Source organism: Rhodoblastus acidophilus, assembly GCF_900187365.1.
Lineage (GTDB): Bacteria > Pseudomonadota > Alphaproteobacteria > Rhizobiales > Beijerinckiaceae > Rhodoblastus > Rhodoblastus acidophilus.
The window spans coordinates 16,392-33,033 of sequence record NZ_FYDG01000021.1; the positions used below are offsets into that span (position 1 = coordinate 16,392).

At 60.1% G+C, this 16,642-nt stretch carries 17 protein-coding genes and 3 pseudogenes; 7 read left to right on the forward strand and 13 right to left on the reverse strand.

From position 1 onward, the window contains the following. Positions 1–2 precede the first annotated feature (2 nt). From CFB24_RS19955 to gspM, 3 genes are read left to right on the forward strand one after another with little or no spacing between them, the layout of a single operon-like run. Complete coding sequence (locus CFB24_RS19955; RefSeq protein ID WP_088522392.1) at positions 3–581, forward strand: DUF1190 domain-containing protein; 579 nt, start codon at positions 3–5, stop codon at positions 579–581. Further along, positions 578–1,714 carry a PilN domain-containing protein gene (locus CFB24_RS19960; RefSeq protein WP_141098526.1) on the forward strand — a complete coding sequence of 379 codons (1,137 nt, stop codon included), beginning with the start codon at positions 578–580 and terminating at the stop codon, positions 1,712–1,714. Before CFB24_RS19955 ends, CFB24_RS19960 begins: the two co-directional genes overlap by 4 nt. After that, entirely contained in the window at positions 1,711–2,289 is a 579-nt protein-coding gene (gspM, locus tag CFB24_RS19965; RefSeq protein WP_088522394.1) for a type II secretion system protein GspM, read from the forward strand. The genes CFB24_RS19960 and gspM overlap by 4 nt, the downstream gene beginning before the upstream one ends. Before the next feature lie 117 nt (positions 2,290–2,406). Here the strand turns inward: gspM and CFB24_RS19970 are convergent. Then, positions 2,407–3,003 (reverse strand): annotated as a pseudogene (locus CFB24_RS19970) (transposase). Between the two features lie 262 nt (positions 3,004–3,265). Here CFB24_RS19970 and CFB24_RS19975 point away from each other — a divergent pair. Then, a complete protein-coding gene (locus CFB24_RS19975) occupies positions 3,266–3,463 on the forward strand; it encodes a hypothetical protein (RefSeq protein WP_088522395.1) in 198 nt (65 codons plus the stop codon). 26 nt (positions 3,464–3,489) lie between these two features. Here CFB24_RS19975 and CFB24_RS19980 read toward each other — a convergent pair whose 3' ends face one another. The 3 genes and pseudogenes from CFB24_RS19980 to CFB24_RS23210 form a co-directional block, all read right to left on the reverse strand. Continuing rightward, positions 3,490–3,747: a helix-turn-helix domain-containing protein gene (locus tag CFB24_RS19980; RefSeq protein ID WP_088522396.1), complete on the reverse strand. Its 258-nt coding sequence runs from the start codon at positions 3,745–3,747 to the stop codon at positions 3,490–3,492. Between the two features lie 624 nt (positions 3,748–4,371). Then, a pseudogene (locus CFB24_RS19985) lies at positions 4,372–4,829 on the reverse strand (transposase); the annotation flags it as partial. Next, positions 4,826–5,054, reverse strand: a pseudogene (locus CFB24_RS23210) (type II toxin-antitoxin system TacA family antitoxin); the annotation flags it as partial. The pseudogenes CFB24_RS19985 and CFB24_RS23210, both read right to left, overlap by 4 nt. Before the next feature lie 320 nt (positions 5,055–5,374). Here CFB24_RS23210 and CFB24_RS19990 point away from each other — a divergent pair. Next, positions 5,375–5,617, forward strand: a complete 243-nt coding sequence (locus CFB24_RS19990) for a hypothetical protein (RefSeq protein ID WP_088522397.1) — start codon at positions 5,375–5,377, stop codon at positions 5,615–5,617. Between the two features lie 554 nt (positions 5,618–6,171). On the opposite strand, the gene CFB24_RS20000 is transcribed toward CFB24_RS19990, so the two are convergent. The 3 genes from CFB24_RS20000 to CFB24_RS20010 form a co-directional block, all read right to left on the reverse strand. Continuing rightward, the gene (locus tag CFB24_RS20000) at positions 6,172–6,621 is read right to left on the reverse strand and encodes a hypothetical protein (protein WP_141098527.1); all 450 of its coding nucleotides are present in this window, start codon (positions 6,619–6,621) and stop codon (positions 6,172–6,174) included. A gap of 121 nt (positions 6,622–6,742) precedes the next feature. Next, complete coding sequence (locus CFB24_RS20005) at positions 6,743–8,467, reverse strand: methyltransferase domain-containing protein (RefSeq protein WP_088522400.1); 1,725 nt, start codon at positions 8,465–8,467, stop codon at positions 6,743–6,745. Beyond that, complete coding sequence (locus CFB24_RS20010) at positions 8,464–9,369, reverse strand: HNH endonuclease (protein WP_088522407.1); 906 nt, start codon at positions 9,367–9,369, stop codon at positions 8,464–8,466. The genes CFB24_RS20005 and CFB24_RS20010 overlap by 4 nt, the downstream gene beginning before the upstream one ends. A gap of 190 nt (positions 9,370–9,559) precedes the next feature. Here CFB24_RS20010 and CFB24_RS20015 point away from each other — a divergent pair, with 190 nt between their 5' ends. After that, complete coding sequence (locus CFB24_RS20015; protein WP_141098528.1) at positions 9,560–10,462, forward strand: PD-(D/E)XK nuclease family protein; 903 nt, start codon at positions 9,560–9,562, stop codon at positions 10,460–10,462. Here CFB24_RS20015 and CFB24_RS20020 read toward each other — a convergent pair. From CFB24_RS20020 to CFB24_RS23740, 3 genes are all read right to left on the reverse strand, one after another. Then, the gene (locus CFB24_RS20020) at positions 10,359–13,055 is read right to left on the reverse strand and encodes an AAA family ATPase (RefSeq protein ID WP_088522402.1); all 2,697 of its coding nucleotides are present in this window, start codon (positions 13,053–13,055) and stop codon (positions 10,359–10,361) included. The two genes, CFB24_RS20015 and CFB24_RS20020, sit on opposite strands and share 104 nt — an antisense overlap. Before the next feature lie 100 nt (positions 13,056–13,155). Beyond that, a complete protein-coding gene (locus tag CFB24_RS23735; protein WP_244593331.1) occupies positions 13,156–13,398 on the reverse strand; it encodes a helix-turn-helix domain-containing protein in 243 nt (80 codons plus the stop codon). Then, positions 13,395–14,012, reverse strand: a complete 618-nt coding sequence (locus CFB24_RS23740; protein WP_244593332.1) for a DUF1612 domain-containing protein — start codon at positions 14,010–14,012, stop codon at positions 13,395–13,397. The genes CFB24_RS23735 and CFB24_RS23740 overlap by 4 nt, the downstream gene beginning before the upstream one ends. 47 nt (positions 14,013–14,059) lie before the next feature. On the opposite strand from CFB24_RS23740, the gene CFB24_RS23745 reads away from it, so the two are divergent. Next, positions 14,060–14,407, forward strand: a complete 348-nt coding sequence (locus CFB24_RS23745; RefSeq protein WP_244593333.1) for a hypothetical protein — start codon at positions 14,060–14,062, stop codon at positions 14,405–14,407. A 361-nt stretch (positions 14,408–14,768) separates the two neighbouring features. Here the strand turns inward: CFB24_RS23745 and CFB24_RS20030 are convergent, their stop codons facing one another. From CFB24_RS20030 to CFB24_RS20040, 3 genes are read right to left on the reverse strand one after another with little or no spacing between them, the layout of a single operon-like run. Continuing rightward, entirely contained in the window at positions 14,769–15,836 is a 1,068-nt protein-coding gene (locus CFB24_RS20030; RefSeq protein ID WP_088522403.1) for a site-specific integrase, read from the reverse strand. Further along, positions 15,836–16,225 (reverse strand): type II toxin-antitoxin system VapC family toxin, encoded by a 390-nt coding sequence (locus tag CFB24_RS20035; protein ID WP_088522404.1) that lies wholly within the window; start codon positions 16,223–16,225, stop codon positions 15,836–15,838. The genes CFB24_RS20030 and CFB24_RS20035 overlap by 1 nt, the downstream gene beginning before the upstream one ends. Beyond that, positions 16,225–16,482: a type II toxin-antitoxin system VapB family antitoxin gene (locus CFB24_RS20040; protein WP_088522405.1), complete on the reverse strand. Its 258-nt coding sequence runs from the start codon at positions 16,480–16,482 to the stop codon at positions 16,225–16,227. Before CFB24_RS20040 ends, CFB24_RS20035 begins: the two co-directional genes overlap by 1 nt. Positions 16,483–16,642 lie beyond the last annotated feature (160 nt).

A 16,642-nucleotide genomic window follows, 5' to 3' on the forward strand; every position in this document is an offset into this window, starting at 1 on the left:
ATATGCGAGCGATCAAAAAGTGGCTTTGTGTTTTTTTGTTCCTGCTGTCCAGCGCTACGGCTAGGTCAGAGGTAGGGCGGCTGTTCGCCTCACCCGAGGCGTGCCACAGCTCCGGGGCTTTCTCCGCAGCCGATTGCGCAGCTGCGTTCGACCGCGCCACTTTGTTGATGAACGAACAGGGACCGCATTTTTCCAACCGGATTGACTGTGTATTGAGCTTCAAAATGTGTGAGCGTAAGGCGGGCGTCTATCAGCCTGCGATGCTTGGGGTTGAAATTCGCAAGGAGGCGCACGAGACGATCGTTCTCCCGACGCTTGCCGTGGAAACGCCACCTGGAATGTTTAAAAATACTACTCACAAGCCCGATCGCCAAGTCGCCGATCTGCCGAGGTCGCGCCTGCCCGCCCCCTCACCGTACGGCGCTCTCTTGGTTGACGGTAGCATTCTTGTACCCAGCGAACCGCCGACTTTGGCAAAGTATCGCAGGATGATCGAGGCTAGCCAGCTAGATAAACGCGCAGCGAAGGCAGAATTGGCTCAGCCGCCCGCTGCCGTCCACAGCCGCGAAGAGAAGTTTTGAAAAGCGCTCTCGAGCCCGGTGGGCCCCATTTGAAAATCGGATCGAGCCTACCGTCGCTTGGTCTCGCCTTACGACGGTTCCTCGAATGGGAGCTTCGTGAAGCAAAGAAGCTGCTGCCAAGGGCCTTACACTCGTGGGCACTCAGACACGGCCCCCGTGCAGCCGTTACTTGCCCCGGCGCCGCTGAACTCGTAGTCGCGGACGCCCCGAACTCACCAGGTTTTCGCATCGCAGGCGCCGAGATCGCCGCGGGTTCGCTTGAAGACGCCCTGTCACGCCGCAAGGTGTCGCGCGAGGAACTCGCCATCGTGCTGGAGCTGCCAGCGAAATCTTTCCTGACACGTCGCTTAGAACTTCCGAGGGCTGCGCTCTCGCAGCTCGACGCCGTCGTGGCCACGGAGATCGAGCTTAAAACTCCGTTCGATCCCGGCGCTCTATTTATTCAGACTTCGATCGCGCATTATGCCGATTCAAACAAGTCGACTGTCACGCTCACGCTCCTTCGGCGCGATTTCGCGCTCGCCGCTCTGGATGGTTCGGGCCTAACAATTGATGACCTTTCTGTTATCCGCTCTGCGGGAGGCGCGGGACGATTTGAGATCACGCTCGGTAAGGTGAACAATCACCGACGTTTTTTCGGCGCCGCCGGCGCCCTGGTGGCGCTGGCCACCTTGCTCGTGGCTATCGGTCTCAGCGTTGATTTCTGGCGTCAAGGCGAAAAGACGGCCGAACTAGACGCGAGCATCGCGGAGCTCGCAGCGGAAGCTTCAAAAATCCGACCAAGCGCCGACCGAGCGAGGAAAGAGAGCTACCTAATCGAGCAGTTGCATGAGGCGCGTCGGCGCAACTCGCCTCTGACTGTGCTCTGGGAAGAGATCAGCCGATTGACTCCTGACAGCGCGTGGATCTCTGACCTGCGACTCACCGAGGACAAGGATGGTGAGCGCAGCATTGAACTGGTGGGACTCGCACGTTCCGCGGTCGATCTGCCGCTGCTCTACGGTCGCTCTCGCTATTTTTCGGAGGCGACACTCACTGCACCCATTACCTTAGATACCAGAGAAAGGATGGAGAGCTTTTCGCTCCGGCTCAAAATTCGGCGGGCGCCGCCGCTTAAGGAAACCTCACCATGAGTCTTCTCGATCGAGTGCGCGGCTTTCCGGTGCCATTCCTCGCTGTTAACGCTCTAATTCTGGCTTGCATATATTTCCTAATGATCGCGCCTATTTTGGACGCCGTCGCAGAAAGTGAGGCTGGACTTGATTCGCGCCGAGAAACCCTAACTCGCTATCGCGCGGTGATCTCCCAAGCGACGGAAATCGCGAACTCTGCGAAGCGTTTGACTAAGGACAACGACAACGGCGAGTTCCTCACGGGCGACAACGAAGGTCAAGTTGCCGCAAACCTCCATTCAAGGCTTAAGGCCGCCGCTGACGCCGCGAAAGTCAACGTGCGTTTGCTACAAATGCTGCCAACGAAAACTCTACAAGGCTCAGCGCTGACCGGAGCCAGGCTCGAGGTCACCGGTTCGCTACCCGCCATTCATAGCTTGACGAGGACGTTGGAGACCACAATGCCACTTTTGTTGATTACCGAGGCCGATCTGCGTCCGGAAACTTTGGCCTTGGGCTCGACCGATGACAAAAATGCGCTGATCGCCGCGCAATTCAACGTGTTTGCCGCGGCCAAGCCTTTCGTTTCGCCGTAAAGCTCTCGTATCGAGTTCATGCAAACTGTCCAAGCATTACGCGGGTGTAGACGCTAAGGAAAGCTTCCTCTCAAGATTTGAACCGCGCCGGGTTTGCCGGAGGCGCTTTTGATCTAATCACGCCGCGATGGCGGTCTGATTGAGAGAGGCGTAATAGCGCGCCTCTGCCTCGGCTGGCGGGATGTTGCCGATCGGCTCCAGCAGCCGGCGGTGATTGAACCAGTCGACCCATTCGAGCGTGGCGAACTCGACGGCCTCGAAACTCTTCCAAGGCCCACGCCGATGAATGACCTCGGCCTTGTAAAGCCCGTTGATCGTTTCGGCGAGCGCGTTGTCGTAGGAATCGCCAACGCTGCCGACCGATGGCTCAATGCCTGCGTCCGCCGACCATCACTTCGACCGGCGGTCGAGCTCCGCCAGCGCAAAATAAGCCGACGCCTTGCGCAGGATCTCGTTGGCCTGCTTGAGTTCGCGGTTCTCGCGCTCCAGCGCCTTCAGCTTCTCGGCGACGTCGGTCGGCACGCCGGCGCGCTTGCCGGTATCGACTTCAGCCTCGTTGACCCATTCCCGCAGGGTGTGCGGCGAACAGCCAATCTTCGACGCAACCGACGACACCGTCGCCCAGCGCGAGGCATGCTCGCCTTCGTGATCCAAAACCATCCGCACCGCGCGGGCGCGAACCTCGGGTGAAAATTTATTGGTCGTAGTGCTCATGACGGCTCCATCCTATTTGGAAGTTGGAGCCTCCGGCAAACCCGGCGCGGTTCAATCGCTGAGTCCATCGCCCTGACAAAGCGCGCTTTAGGCAAATGGAGGCAAGCTCTCGCAGACCTAGATCCTACCACGGCAGTTACGGAATATGTGCGTCAAAACAGTGCAATGTTTGACGTGCCGCAACTCACCATCTGCCATAATGCCTTAATTTAGCTGCCAAACGGCACACCAAAATAGTAGCTAAACGGCCCACATAACGCTCATGGACATCAAGTTTCTGGTGGAAAACGCCCAAATCAATCTGGCCCTCGCAGAAGCCGAACTCTGCGAGGCAAACAACATGGCGGCTTTGACGCGAGCGCTCCAGCACATCCGAGAGGCGTTGAAGGCGTTGGGCCTGAAACGAACAATCGGAACCGAAGCAAACTTGAACTCCGAACGCGAAAGAGCCGAAGCCTAAAGGCGAGCTAGGTTTTTGAGCGTCGATCAAGCCGCATCGAGCTGATGGCCAGATGCCGATTGATCCGACAACCACGTAAAGAACGCAAACGGCGGCACATTCAACACACTACACATTTTCGATAGCAACGCTGCTCCAATACGCGACTCGCCACGCTCAAATGCCAAAAGGCGGCTCTCCGTTACGCCGACGACTTCGGCCAACATGCCCAACGATAAGTTATTCCTAATGCGCAAACTGCGAAGATTTGCTCCTATCCGAACATCAATTTCATTGTCGACCATGACATATCACCTTCAGGTAGCTAAACCGCCGTTACGGCAATCTCAGGTTTTAATTACCCCAATCTGAACCGATAGTGAACAGAAACATCTATACCCGCCATGCGTGCGCCCTCACGGAACCGCCCGTTATGGAGTCTTACTGCGGTACGCAAACGATAAAAATACTTTAAACACAATTATATAACTATCTTTTTTCCAGCCACCTTCTGCCGTTGATGGAGTTGTGTCGGTGGTTTCAGTTTGTCGTACGTTGACGCAGATGTTCAACTTCCAGTTGATAACCAATTAGCCGCCACATTGAGCGTGATTCGATACGAGTGCAGAAAATGTCTGATTATGTACTGAGAGTCCTCTCTGATTGGGGTCTCTGGAGTCAAGCTGCTCCTGTTCAACCTTTCAGTGGGTGATCGTTTCGTTCACGTGGGTCACGCGCTTCTCTCCGCGGTCAGCGCAGGGCTGCCGCATAATGGGGTCAGGAAGGCGAAACGCCTCAATCTGTCCACGACCTCGTCGGCTTTGGACCGACGGGTTCGCGACTCTTAACGAGGTCGCTTCGCCCTTCGTCCCCACGGGAACGATCTGCTTCACCCTGCGGGCGAATTCATCAAAATCCTATTGGTCGTCTCAAGCTGCAGTCGGCTGGCTGTTCTGAATGGGCTCCTTGCCGAAGCGAAAGTCTGTTTCGTCGTTCCACATACGATGGAGCACGACCGCGAGCTTGCGGGCAACCGCGACGCGGGCCCGAGCCATGCCGCGATTTTTGGCGATCTTCATGCCCCATGCTCGCAGGCTTGACCATTTCTGGCTGCGCACGAGCAAGCTATGCGCCGCCTATAGAGCGCGGTGCGCGCGAGTTCGTCGCCGCATCGGCTGATTTTGCCTTGGATGTCTGTTTCGCCCGACTGGTAGCGCGCTGGCGTGAGACCAAGATGGGCGCCGACGTCGCGCGAATGCCGGAAACGTTCCGGTCGATCAATTGTTGCGCGATATGCAAGAGCGGTGATCGGACCAACGCCTGGAGCGCTCATCAGCCTGCGGCAGATTTTCTCTTGGCGGACGATAGCAAGAACTTGCTTGGTCAGAGCCTGCACGAACGCCTCGCTGTCTCGCACCGAAAGCGCCAGATACTGATGTTCCTCGATGGCGCGCCGCGCCGCGTCCTGCAAACTTGTCAGAACGAAATCCGTCACTGAGCGTCCTTGCAAGGCCGCGGCGTGTTCGATCAGGCGCTTTTGATCGACGGTCACGCGCGTCTCGAGGCGCTCTGCCCTGAAGCGGCTCACCGCGGGACTCTTTGCTTCAGCCATTTTGCAGCCTCCCTCTGCCGACTGATGCACGGCCATTGGCCGCACATCGTAAGACAACAGATGCTGCATTTTTCAATGAGGACGCCGCCGTCACGGCCTATGCATAACTTTACAACTTGTCTTGGCCCTAAGAAGCCATGCTTCGTCGCGTCGGACGCTGGACATGTCATGCTGTCTGCCCACGTCGCGAGAATGCTCTTCGACGATCAGAACACTGCGATGAATGTCGGTCATCGCCAGTCCAGCAGACGCCGAGTCGCGGAATCTGGCTTATCTGCGGGTTTGATTCGCTTGCGAATTTCCGCACGAACCCGAGCCCAATGTCCTGGCGGGCGATCGACGTCGATGATTTTGTGGTTCAGCTCTCCGATGACCCAGTTGCGGGCTTCAAGATAGGCATCGTCTCCGAATCGCTCGATCAGCGCAGAGGCGTCACGCTTGATCAGGGCGCGTTCGATTTTTCTCCGCCGCCACCAGTCGAATATCACCTGAGCGTTCCCTTGCGCATTGCCGCAAGATTACATGATTTCTACGAGCTGCAAATCTCACGCATGAGCGCTTGACGCAAAATCATCGCCCAAGGCTTGGCTTGTGTCACGTTTTGCTGCAGCCTGCTGGCGCTGTCGATGACGAGGACGTTCGATGAAAATTTTTCTCGCTAGCCTTTTGACCTGCTGCGTCATTACCCTTACGCCTGTGGCATTTTCGACGATCGCCGAGGCTGGCTGGGGCCATCGCCATCAGCGTTCGCACCATCAGCGTGGCGAGACGTGCTGGCGAACCAACCGCCATACCGGCGCGCATTTTCGCATATGCTGATTCCTCGGTTTTCGTAGGATCACTGACATGGTGGTGCGCCCCCTGTCTTGGTTGCTTATCGTGAGCGCTTTGATACTTTGCTTGGCATCGGCTTACGCCTGCGAGGGATGCGGATGCAGGGGAGGTCCAGGCTACCGGCTCGCCAACGGCAACTGCGTCAGCTGGGCGCAACATGAAAAGCACAAAACCGGTGGCGATTTCCCCGTCGGCTCGCACTGTGAACATCCGCAGGGCTGTCGTCTTGAGACCCTTCAGGGCGTAAAGCTGTTGGGAAATGGTGCCTCGAAATGAGGTGTATTCACTGACCGCCGCACAGCTCGGCCGCTTTTCGCCAATCCTCCCAAATGGCCGATTGTGCGTCCTCCAAGCCTACTTGGCCTTGACAGACCAAGGATGAGAGGCACCTTTCGACGACGTCCTTATCACGCGCCTCTTCGATCGGCTGCAGCGCCAAATTCTGTTGATCGACGACGGCCCCGCCAAGCGCGAGGGGTATGATGTGGTCAAGCTGGTAGCGGTTTCGGTGGTCGATCGGCTCGCCAATCGCCGCCAACATTTTGGACTTGATCCGCTTCGTTTCGGAAACGTAGAGACGGATGCTTTGCGTCCAGCCAGGCGTGCAGATGGTCGTCGCGATGGTCTCTTGCCTGACCTCCAAATTGAGCGCGGGTCTTTTTACGTCCTCCGAATAAGAGGCGGATGCGAACAAACATCCGGAAATGAAGATGAATGAGCGCATATCTTTCAAGCGGCCTCGGTGGCTGCTTTAGCCTGTGCGAGCTTCTGCTTGCCCCTGTCCTCAGTCCGAACTCCAATATGGATGACCTGCGTCCGCGTTGTTTTATCAACGCATTGTCGCTTCCCTCTGTTCATAGCCCATCCCATTCGGGAATTTGCTGGTCTCGCCAAAGCCGGAGCCTTTGAAAACGCATTCCTTCAAAGATGTCGCCCAATTCCAGGCCGTCGTTTTGCCAAAGCGTCGGAAGGCTGGTTTTCGCTTCGCTGATGAACTGCGGCGCCAGATGGTCGGCGCGCTCATAAGCGTCGCGCCACCACGACAATACGCTGTCGCGGCTCCGGCTAAGGAGATCGGCCGTCGGAAGCTTGTCCTTTTTCTTCTTCTGATTCAAGGCTCGATGCGAAGGCATCAGATTCCAGAGGTCGCCGCACGGCCAAGCCGACCATGGAAAAGCGTGGTCCATGTCGAGCGTCTGAGTGGTCAATTGTTTTCCACTCCACACGCAATATAGCGAGCCCTGGTCCATCAGGGACAACGCGCGCGTTCTCGCGATCGCCACGTCACGGTCCGGTTCAATCCACGTCATGGCGGCCGCGATTGCGCCGTCATTTAGAGTTCTTGTCATGCGCTGGGCATAGCCCTTGATGATCCGGATCCATTCCGCGACGATCGATGGCTCAATCCAGGCGCTGTAGCGCTGCATCGCGCGCCAGATGTCGCGCGGCACGAGCAGCGCGCCGAAGGAAGCGAGATAGGTCGCGTCCAGCGTCAGAGTTCCGCACGACCAGGTTTTCGAGCCGGCGACATAAGGAAAAATCGCCCCCCCTTTGGCGTAGGTCGTGAAATGTGCTGGGTTGTCGCGGATCGTGACTGCGGCCGCCTTGAGCGCGGAATGAACGATCTTCGTATCCTGCGATGAAAATGTCGCGCCTGGCCGCAGATTGATGGCCGGCACGACGCCGGCCAGAATGGCGCGCGTGGATTCCTTGCAAAAATCGAGACGTTCGCCGCCTTTGATGTTGAGGCTGCTCTGCGGCAGATCGGCAGCGAGCAGCGGCAGATAAAGCCTGAGCCAATTGAGCGCGACGAGCCCCAGCGGCACGGCGACATGATCGTCGCCCTGATCCTTGGCCATGCCGGCGGCGCCGTCGGCGGCGCGGCAGAGCGCCCGCAGCAGTCCAAGCTTGTACGTCGACGTCTTGCTGTCGTTGAGGATGATGTGGCGCAAAATCGGCAAGGCGTTGGTGCCGTCGTCCGGCAAGCGCAAGGCGATCTGATGCCATTGGACGTCTTTGCGCCCAAGCAGATCGGCAACCTTCTGACGCGGCAGCACGACGAGGCCATGGGCGCGCGCAAGGTTTTCGATATCTTCAACATCAACGGCGTGAAAGCCGCGGCCTTGGTCTTCGACTCCGTCGCGGATCGTCATCACGATCAGACCGCCCGATCGGGTCAGCGAGACCAGCTTGCGAAATGCGCGTGTCCGGTCGGCCGCTGGCAAGTGCATCCAGACGGCGCCAAGGTGGACGACGTCGGCGGAAACGCCCAACGCCATCGTGGCCGTCAATGACGGCAGGCGGTCGCTCAGCCATTGTATGGCCGGCGTGTCGTGGCGCTTCTGAGCTTCGACGCGCATGTTCTTCGATGGCTCCACTGCGATGACGCGGTAGCCTTTCGAGGCGAACCACGCGGCGTCGCGCCCGCTGCCGGCGCCAATGTCGATCACCAGGCCAGGAGCCTCCGGCAGTAGATGCGAGAACCAACCGTGCAGGTTTTCCGGCTGCAAGCTTTCATATTGATCGACGACCGCGCTCGCGTTGCGATCGTACCCGGCGATGGTCTGGTCGATTGTCACGAGAAGCGCTCACGATGGCGCTGAAGATAAGAGCGGTTTGGCCAGTGCGCTTCATTTTTCGGCAGGATAATGCCGCTCATTTGCCGCTCGAACAGCCGCTGCAGCTCGCTGGGAATCTTGTTGTGCGAGATAAGCAGCCGGTAGTCATCCGATATCCGGATCAGGCCGCGGTCAAACAGCCAATGAACTGTGCCCGACAGGGCAAGGCCGCTCTGGACCACGTCAGGACCGTCTCCTTCGACGGGCCAGATGTGCGCGGCTTGCACTTCCACCTTGCCGCCGCCGTTGACAATTTTGAGTCCGGTGATGGCGCAGGTGTTGTCGTAGGCCGTGCACACGGCGGACGGGAACGCAGCGTCGCGGATCTTGCGATTGAGCAGGATTTGCCTTATTTGGCGCTCTTGCGCTTCCTCCGGCGCGTCGATCAGCGCGCGCGTGTCAGCGTCGCAGTGATCGGGATCGAGTTCGAGCTTTATGGCGTTCGCCGGGTCGAAGACGTCACTGAGTCCTGCTTTGACGATCGCCGCGAAGTCCGCTGTCGAGACCGGCCGCACCGAACGTCCCTGGATTGCGGCGCCTCGGCCTTTCTGCGGAGCGCTCCGCATTATCTCTTCATAAGGTTGCCCGTCAGCGCGGTTTTGCGGGACGGCGCGGTCAAAGTCGAGAAAGCCGTCGAGCAGCGCGTAGGACGAGCCCGGATCCTTGGGGTCGGGTTCAAGCGCCTTCAGCCGGGCGACCGCGAAATAACCTGGGGCGCCGTCACCCCTGCGAGGCTTACGAAAAAGAATCCAGTCGCCAACGGCCGCCTCCGCGACCTTCAAGTAATTGTTGGGGAAATGATATCGCCGGGGAAGAAGGTCGTCATAACCAGAGTCCGGCTTCGCATCGAAAATGATCGGCATCTGGGTCGCTTCATGCAATGTCGCCTTTCATTTTTGTTGATGTGTCGGCGAAGGTCAACGCTGAAAGCCGTGAAGCGCGATCCCTTCGCGACCTATTGAGTGTTTTTAGGCTCCGAGCCGGCATTCATGGCTTGGCTTATGTTCGCCTCTCGTTCTAAGTTGCAGAACTTGGCTTTGAGAAGTGAATTTCGTGCTCAGCACCATTGTCGTTCCCAATCGCAATTCCTGGCGTCATTGCCGCGCAAAAGCGGCCCTGGGCGGCAAGCACGGCCTGAAACTGCTGACGATCGATCAGCTTGCGGCGCGTCTGGCTGGCGGCTTTCTTCAACCCATTGATCCCGAGCACTTGGCCACGGCGGTCAAGGAGTCGATCGGCCTGGGGTTGGGCGAACTCGACGCGATCAAGACCTTGCCCGGTTTTCAGCGCGCCGCAGCCAACAGTCTGTCGAAAGCCTGGAGCGCCGGCCTTAGTCTGGAAAACGAGGCGAAGGCCGCCATCGACCCGGCGACCCGGACCAGACTGGAGGCGCTCGCGCTGTTGGAGCGAGAAGTGCTGGCGCGGTTGCCCAAGAACGAGCTGACGCCCAACGATCTCGTCGCGCGCGCGCTCGGGCGCATAGGTTTCGCGCGCGTCCTGTTCGGGCCGATCGAGGTTCAAGGCCGAACGGAAATGTCCCCGGTCTGGCGCCCGCTTCTGGCTGCGCTTGCCAGAGTAACCGAGGTCGCATGGGTCGCCGAGGCGCGGCGCGTTCCGCCCTGGCTGACGGAAATGGACGTGAAAACCCTGGAGCGCGCCCCTGAACGACCCGCGCGACGCGCCATCTCCTGCGCCAGTCCCCGGCATGAAATCCTGGAGGCGATGCGTTGGGCGCGCAGTCTCCTCGCCAAAGGGATCGGGGCGCACGAGATCGCCATCGCGACGGCGTCTCCGGCCGGGTGGGACGATCATGTCCTCGCGCTGGCCGCGACCGCCAACATCCCCATTCATTTCATTCACGGCCGCGCCGCGCTCGATAGCGCCGAGGGACAACTCGCGGCCGCTTTGGCCGAGGTTCTTCTGCGCGGCTTTCCGCAGAGATACTCTCCGCCTTGATGTCGGCGATGAGCTGCTCGATGAAGGCCAGGTCCGACTCGAATGCGGCTGGATCTGGGGTTGAGACGGTTTCTGACGCCGGATTGTCATGGCTGTGCGTATTGGCTTTTGTCATTCCATCATGGAATCGGATCGCGAGCGCGTCGGACAGATGCACCAGGCGCAGCTTTTGAGTCTCAATCCTGTCGACGCCGCGCCGGACCACGTCGCAAAAGATGTGTTCTTCTACGAGGCGCTCATAGCTGTCTCGCAGGCGCCCATAAAGGTGCTTCACCTTGAATTCGTAATCGGACGGGCTCGACGCGTGGAGCTTCTTCAATGGCGAGAAGTCGTTCCGGATTCGCGCGAGGCGCTTAGTGACGCTCAGCCCTTTCCACGACACCCCGGCGGGATCGACCTTGCCAGCGTTGGCGCTGTCGGCGAAGAGCGCGATGGTTTCGGTCGTTACGCCGAGATCATCGGCTTCTCGGCATAAATCGTTGAAGAAGATCAAGTCGTGCGTAAAGACAATTACCTGGCGCTTATGCGCCTCGGCCACGATGCGGGCCGCGACCTTCAATCCGCGATCACGGTCCAAGGATGAAACGGGATCGTCGATGACGATCGGACCCGCTCCTTCCGTTACAGCGATTTCCGTTAGAAATGCAGCAAGCGCGAGCGCGCGCTGCTCGCCTTCGCTGAGAATTTCGGAGGTCAATTTTGTTAGCGTGGTGCCTGGATTGGTTTGGAACGCGGCCTTGGTTTGTCCGCTCTTTCGCGCTAAACCAACCTTGAGGTGCGTTATTTCCAAAGTTTTACGTTCGAATTCGAAATGGTCTGTCACAATTTTCGTCAAATGCGTGTCGACGAGTTCATTCGCCTTCTGAGTAATGCCCTTCGTCTGAACCTCAGCAAGCGCTGCGGTATATAGCGCATCCTTCTTGAGAAGATCACGGCGTTTGATCACACGATCACGACCTGCCGCGAGGATCTTGCGATCGGCGAGCTCAGCCCGCTCGGTCTCCAGCTTCGCGCGCTCACCACTCTGATCAGCCTTCGCCAACGCATCGGCCTCGGCGGATAGCACCGTCGACAAGTCTTGCAGGGCGCCATGCGGGGAGACCAGAGCTGCGACGGCTAACGGGGACGGTGGCGTCTCAGGTGTCCGAAGCGAGGCCAGAGCGGTCGCACGTCTGGCTTCTACTTCCTTCTTGAAGGACGTAACCGCATCTGCGAGTTCCGCATTGCGTTTACGGATCTGTTCGAGCCGGGTTGCCCAATCCTTCGACGCGAATATCTCGACCTGAGGCAGCGACGCGATCGCCTGGGTGACCGCAGTTTCAGCCTGGTCAGCAGTTGCAGCGAGCGATCCGCTGACGAACGCCTGAAAGCGGCCCATGCGGTCCGACGCTTCAGCGCTGAGCGGTTGCTGGCAGAGAACGCAGGTTTCGGTCGCCTCCGGCGTACGGAGGACCGGAAACTCACGGCCGGCATAGGCGTCCGTGATTGAATAGTCGCGGGCAGCAAGCCAGAGCCGCCGCCAAGTTTCACCACCAACACCAGGGAGAGGTTCACTTGAGAAAAGGTCGGCGGCCTTCGTGCCCGCAGCTGTCCGCGCGTCGATGGACTGCTGCTTGAGGTTACGATATCCGTCAAGCTGCTTGTCGCTGAATGCCTGACCAAGGCTGGCAGATTCGGACGCTAGGTTTTTGACCCATGTGGAAAGCGCGGTCACGTCGGCAGCTGACGCGGTGTTAGCGGCGAGTATACGGGTCAGCTCGTCGATGCGCTTCTCGTCATCAGGTGAAAACGTGGCCGCAGCGTCGATCTGCGCATCTGTCGTCTTGCCGTTGAGGCCGGCATAGAAGGTCTGGGCCTTTGTCGTTCTGGGTGTCTCGAAGGCAACGGTAACAAGAGCGACCTGATCCGTAATGGGCTTACGCTCAGCTTCCAGCTTATCCCTGAGGGTGAGGCAAAGCTCATTCAGTTTGTGAGGCAAGGCCAAGCCGAAAGGAAGAAACTGGATCTGGTTTCCCCCATCGACATAAAGTTGTGCCGCATTGCTGTCGAACACTGCGACCTGCAGCAGGGCCTCCGACGCGGGCGCGCCAGCGGTCCAGGGCACGACGACATCACCGCCGCCCAGGTCGACGATAATTTCGGCTTCTTGCGGCCCCCCGCTTGATCCGTAGACGTCAGCGAGCACCTTGAGCTTGGCTGGATTGTCAGTGCGGGTGCGACAGGCTGTGCGGAAGATTCGGACGAAGCCGCTCTTGCCGCTGCCATTGCGACCATACACAATCGTCATGCCATTGGGTGTGAACGACAGCGCGGCGGCCGGCACGAGACGGTTGACGTTCTTGACGTTGCGAATACCTTTGATCTGAAGAGGCGATCCGCTCGCGACAGACGCAAGGTGAGCTTTGCTCAATGGGGTCGGCGCCTGGGGCTTCGCGGCCAGAGGAAAACCTGCTTTCTCTTTGATAAGATTAAGCAATTCTGTTTCGTCTTGTCCGCTCAGGCTGGCCGCCCCTGCAAGGCGACGTAGGGCATCTTGGCGCCATGGGGCCAGCTTGGTCGCAGACCAATCCAGGATTTCTTCGACCGCCCCCATTGGTGAATCTCTCTATCCGTTTAGTGCTGAAAACGGTTAGAGCGTAGCCCTAGCTATGGGTTCGTCAACCACAATATCGCCATTTTTTCCCGTCCCAATCTTACAAAATCCCCCAGGCGCGATAGCGCCGCCGCCCCGTAAGCTCTCGCAAGCCCAGCTCGGCGATGAGGTTCTGCCCGGCCCGGGCCGAAACGTTCAGCGCCTTGGCCAGCAATTCGGGAGTGACGATCGGCTTCTCCAGGGCAAGGTCGAGCGCTTGCGGCAAATGTGACGTGCCCCGCCGACCCTTCAAGCGACCCTCGCGCGAGGCCCGCGCCAGCAGCCAGCGGTCGTGATCCTTCATGCCCTGTTCGGCGGCGGCCTGGATCGCGCGGCGAGCCAGAACAGTATTTTGGCGACGGGCTCGCCCTGCTTGCGCCGGAGGCGGCCCGCCGCCCGCGCGCCCGAATTCACACACATCAGATGGCTCGCGGTCTTACCGCGCTGGCGCAACAGCGCGGCGACGAGCAGGCGGCCGAGCCAATCCACATGCTGCAGCGGCTCGATGTCGTCCCATAGGACAGCGGCGATTGCGGCCGCCAGCACCGGCGGCAGATCGGCGGTCCCGGCGACGCCGTCGCGCCATTGGTCGAGCCTCTCGTTCTCGTCCCAATCGAGATCGTAGACCAGCGGGTCGCGGTCTTCGCGCGCGACCACGGGTTTGCGTTCGAGCGCAAGGTTCGTCCGCGCCAGTGCGGCGTCAAGGGCGGCAAGTTCGGCGGCAAGCGGATCGTCGTCCGCCGGATCGTCGGCGTCGGCAAACAGAGCCCCCGCCCCTTCTTCGTCCTCATCCGCAACGGCCGTCTCCGCCCTTCCCTCCCCTTCCGGCAAAAACCCGCCGCCGCGCAGAGTGGCGAGGCCGGCCGGCGACAGCGCCCAGTCTGGCGCCGCGGCGAAAATCTGGCGACGCGCCGCCAACACCGCGCGGCCCGGAGCAACTCCGACGTCGGGGCGCGGGCGTCCATATGGGCGTCGTGGAGGACGAGGTCTTCGAGATGGGCGAGTTCGCCTTCAATCCAGAGCGAAGCGCAGGCGTCGGCGAAATGCGTGCGTTCGATAAAGCCCTGGCGGATCGGGCTGGCGCGCAGGCGCTCGTCGAGTCGGGCGAGCGCGTCTTCGGCGTGCGCCAGCGGCCCCGCGAGCGCGCGCCACGGCAGGGAGTCGAGAAAGCCGACGCTCAACGGAGGCATCGAGAGGCCGGCTTGGCGAAGCGAGGATCGTTCATGACGATTTTTCCGAAAGCTCGGCCGGCTTGGGTTACATTTCTCATGATTTCAGCATGTTGTCCGGTCGCTCCTGAAATCCGCAGCTAAAAATCCGGCGCGAATTTTAGCTGCGCGCTTCAATTTGAAATCGGCAATTAAAACCGACAAGCGGACCGGCGATTTGCCCCCAATCGAGCCTTTCCACGATGCTTTGAGCGAACGGCAAACGCCTGCGATCCCTCGCTATATTTCGTTATTCAGAAGCTATCATGCCTTTGGCTTCCGTCATAGCCGCATCTTGTCGGCAGGCGTTTTGACTATCGATAAGGATAGCTTATTATTCTGCAATACTCTGCAGCATATCTATTTGCTCATCTCGAAATGAATAAATGCGCAAAGACGCACGATCCGCGTTATATATTTGCGTTAAAACTCAGCTCGTACGCGTTCCCGTAACGTTACACGCCGTCTACAGGCCCGCCGCTTTGGTCAAATTCACTCGGAAGCGGTCGCGGCGACGCTGGTAGCGCTGGGTCATTTCGGCGCTGGCGTGGCCCAGCTGCTTTTGCACATAGCGCTCGTCGACGTCCGCCGAGGAGGCGAGGCCGGCGCGCAGCGAGTGCCCCGCGAATTTTTCCGCGCGCTCGGCTTCGGTCAGATCGGGCTGGACGCCGGCGGCGAGCGCGGCGCGCTTGACCAGGCGCGCGACATGGCAGTCGTGAAGCCGATCGGCGCCGACTTTGCGGCCCTCGCCGGTTACGCGCCGAAACAGCGGCCCATGGCCGATGCGGGCGAATTCCAGCCAGGTCATCAGCGCGGCGACCGGGCATGTGGGCTCCGACTCGCCGCGCCCGACCTCGCGCCACCCCGTCTTGCCGCGCAACGTGATCAGCACGCCCTTGTCGAGGATCTCGACCCAACCGGAGCCGTCCTCGGTCTGGCCGCGCCCGCAGTCCAGGCCGACGATCTCTGAACGGCGCAGGCCGCCGGCGAAGCCGATCAGCAGAATGGCGCGATCGCGCAGGCCCCGCAGTTCGCCGCGGTTCAGCGTTTCCAGCATGGCGATCAGATCGTCGCGGAGCACCGCCTCCTTCTGCGCCGGCGGCGCGCCATGGGTGTTGCGGACGCCGGCGAGCACGGTGGCGATGTGGCGGTCCTTGCGGTCGAGGGGCGCGCCGCGCTGCGTGTAGCTCCAGGTCAGGGCCGACAGGCGGCGCTCGATCGTCGCGACTGAATTCGCTTGTCCGTCGCGGCTGGCCGCGCCGGAGGCGCAGGCCGCGATGTAGAGGCCGACGACCTCGGGATCGGGCGGCATGACCTCGAGACGCTGTCGGCGACACCAGGTGGAACAATGCCTCCAGTCGGCGGCGTAGGCCCGCTTGGTGTTCGCCGAACTGGCGGCTTTGGCGTAATCGCGGGCGCGCGCGGCCAGCGGCTCCAGATGCGGCGACAACGCGGAAGAAGGCGGCCCCGGCGAGCAGTTGGCTGCGCGATGGCGTGGCGGGAGGATTTGCGTCGTCGGCGGAAAGATGGCCATTATCGCGCCGCCGCGATGTCGGTGCGAGAAAAGTCGTCGCCGATGAAGAGCAAGGGTTCGTCAGCGCGTTTCGCCAGGGCGTAGGACAGGCAATCGGCGAAATTCAACGCCGCGGGATGGCGGCCCTTGCCGTAGATCAGCCAGGCCTGTGTCGCGAGATCCACTAGATCGGCGTCGATCGCGATGACGTCGGCTTCGATCCGATGGAGCCAGAGATCGACTTCGGCCAGAACATGGTCTCCGCGCCGACCGACCATGACCATGCGCGCTTCCAGCACGCAAGTGGCTGGGACCAAGCGGACCGGATCGGCGGCGAGCGTCGTTTCGAGCGCCGCCGCTTCGGGCTCGTTGCGCAGCATCGCCACGATCGCGGAGGTGTCGATGACCATCAGGTGGGGAGTCCATGTTCGTCGTAACCGATGATGTCCTCGTCGCTCCGACCGTCGACCTCCGGCAAGCGCGCCACGCGTTCGCGGATCGTGCGCATGTCGTCGAGAAGGCGCTCCCGCGCGGTCTCGCCGTGCCCCATGCGGCGCAGGCGCTCGCTGAGGGCCTGGTGGATGGCGGCCGTTTTGCTGATGCCCTGCCGGCGGGCGAGTTCGTCGGCGAGGGCGACGGTCGCGGCGTTCTTGATGTTGAGGGACATGGAGGGCTCCACAAATCTACCTTTAAGTCATTTTCTACCACAAAGACCGTAGGTCGTCAAAACGTCCGATAAGGCAACATTATCGGACGTCTCTATTTTCCGACGGATGCGGCGGTTTGCGCCGCTCCGGCTTACAATAACCGCCGCAGCTTGTTAAACA

Bases quoted from the DNA above. Each gene is read 5' to 3' on its own strand.
- gspM (WP_088522394.1), top strand. From the start codon at position 1,711: ATGAGTCTTCTCGATCGAGTGCGCGGCTTTCCGGTGCCATTCCTCGCT.
- CFB24_RS19990 (WP_088522397.1), top strand. From the start codon at position 5,375: ATGTCCTGGCGGGCGATCGACGTCGATGATTTTGTGGTTCAGCTCTCC.
- CFB24_RS20040 (WP_088522405.1), bottom strand. From the start codon at position 16,482: ATGTCCCTCAACATCAAGAACGCCGCGACCGTCGCCCTCGCCGACGAA.
- CFB24_RS20020 (WP_088522402.1), bottom strand. From the start codon at position 13,055: ATGGGGGCGGTCGAAGAAATCCTGGATTGGTCTGCGACCAAGCTGGCC.
- CFB24_RS20030 (WP_088522403.1), bottom strand. From the start codon at position 15,836: ATGGCCATCTTTCCGCCGACGACGCAAATCCTCCCGCCACGCCATCGC.
- CFB24_RS19980 (WP_088522396.1), bottom strand. From the start codon at position 3,747: ATGGTCGACAATGAAATTGATGTTCGGATAGGAGCAAATCTTCGCAGT.
- CFB24_RS23735 (WP_244593331.1), bottom strand. From the start codon at position 13,398: ATGAAGGATCACGACCGCTGGCTGCTGGCGCGGGCCTCGCGCGAGGGT.
- CFB24_RS19975 (WP_088522395.1), top strand. From the start codon at position 3,266: ATGGACATCAAGTTTCTGGTGGAAAACGCCCAAATCAATCTGGCCCTC.
- CFB24_RS23745 (WP_244593333.1), top strand. From the start codon at position 14,060: ATGGGCGTCGTGGAGGACGAGGTCTTCGAGATGGGCGAGTTCGCCTTC.
- CFB24_RS20010 (WP_088522407.1), bottom strand. From the start codon at position 9,369: ATGCCGATCATTTTCGATGCGAAGCCGGACTCTGGTTATGACGACCTT.
- CFB24_RS19955 (WP_088522392.1), top strand. From the start codon at position 3: ATGCGAGCGATCAAAAAGTGGCTTTGTGTTTTTTTGTTCCTGCTGTCC.
- CFB24_RS20035 (WP_088522404.1), bottom strand. From the start codon at position 16,225: ATGGTCATCGACACCTCCGCGATCGTGGCGATGCTGCGCAACGAGCCC.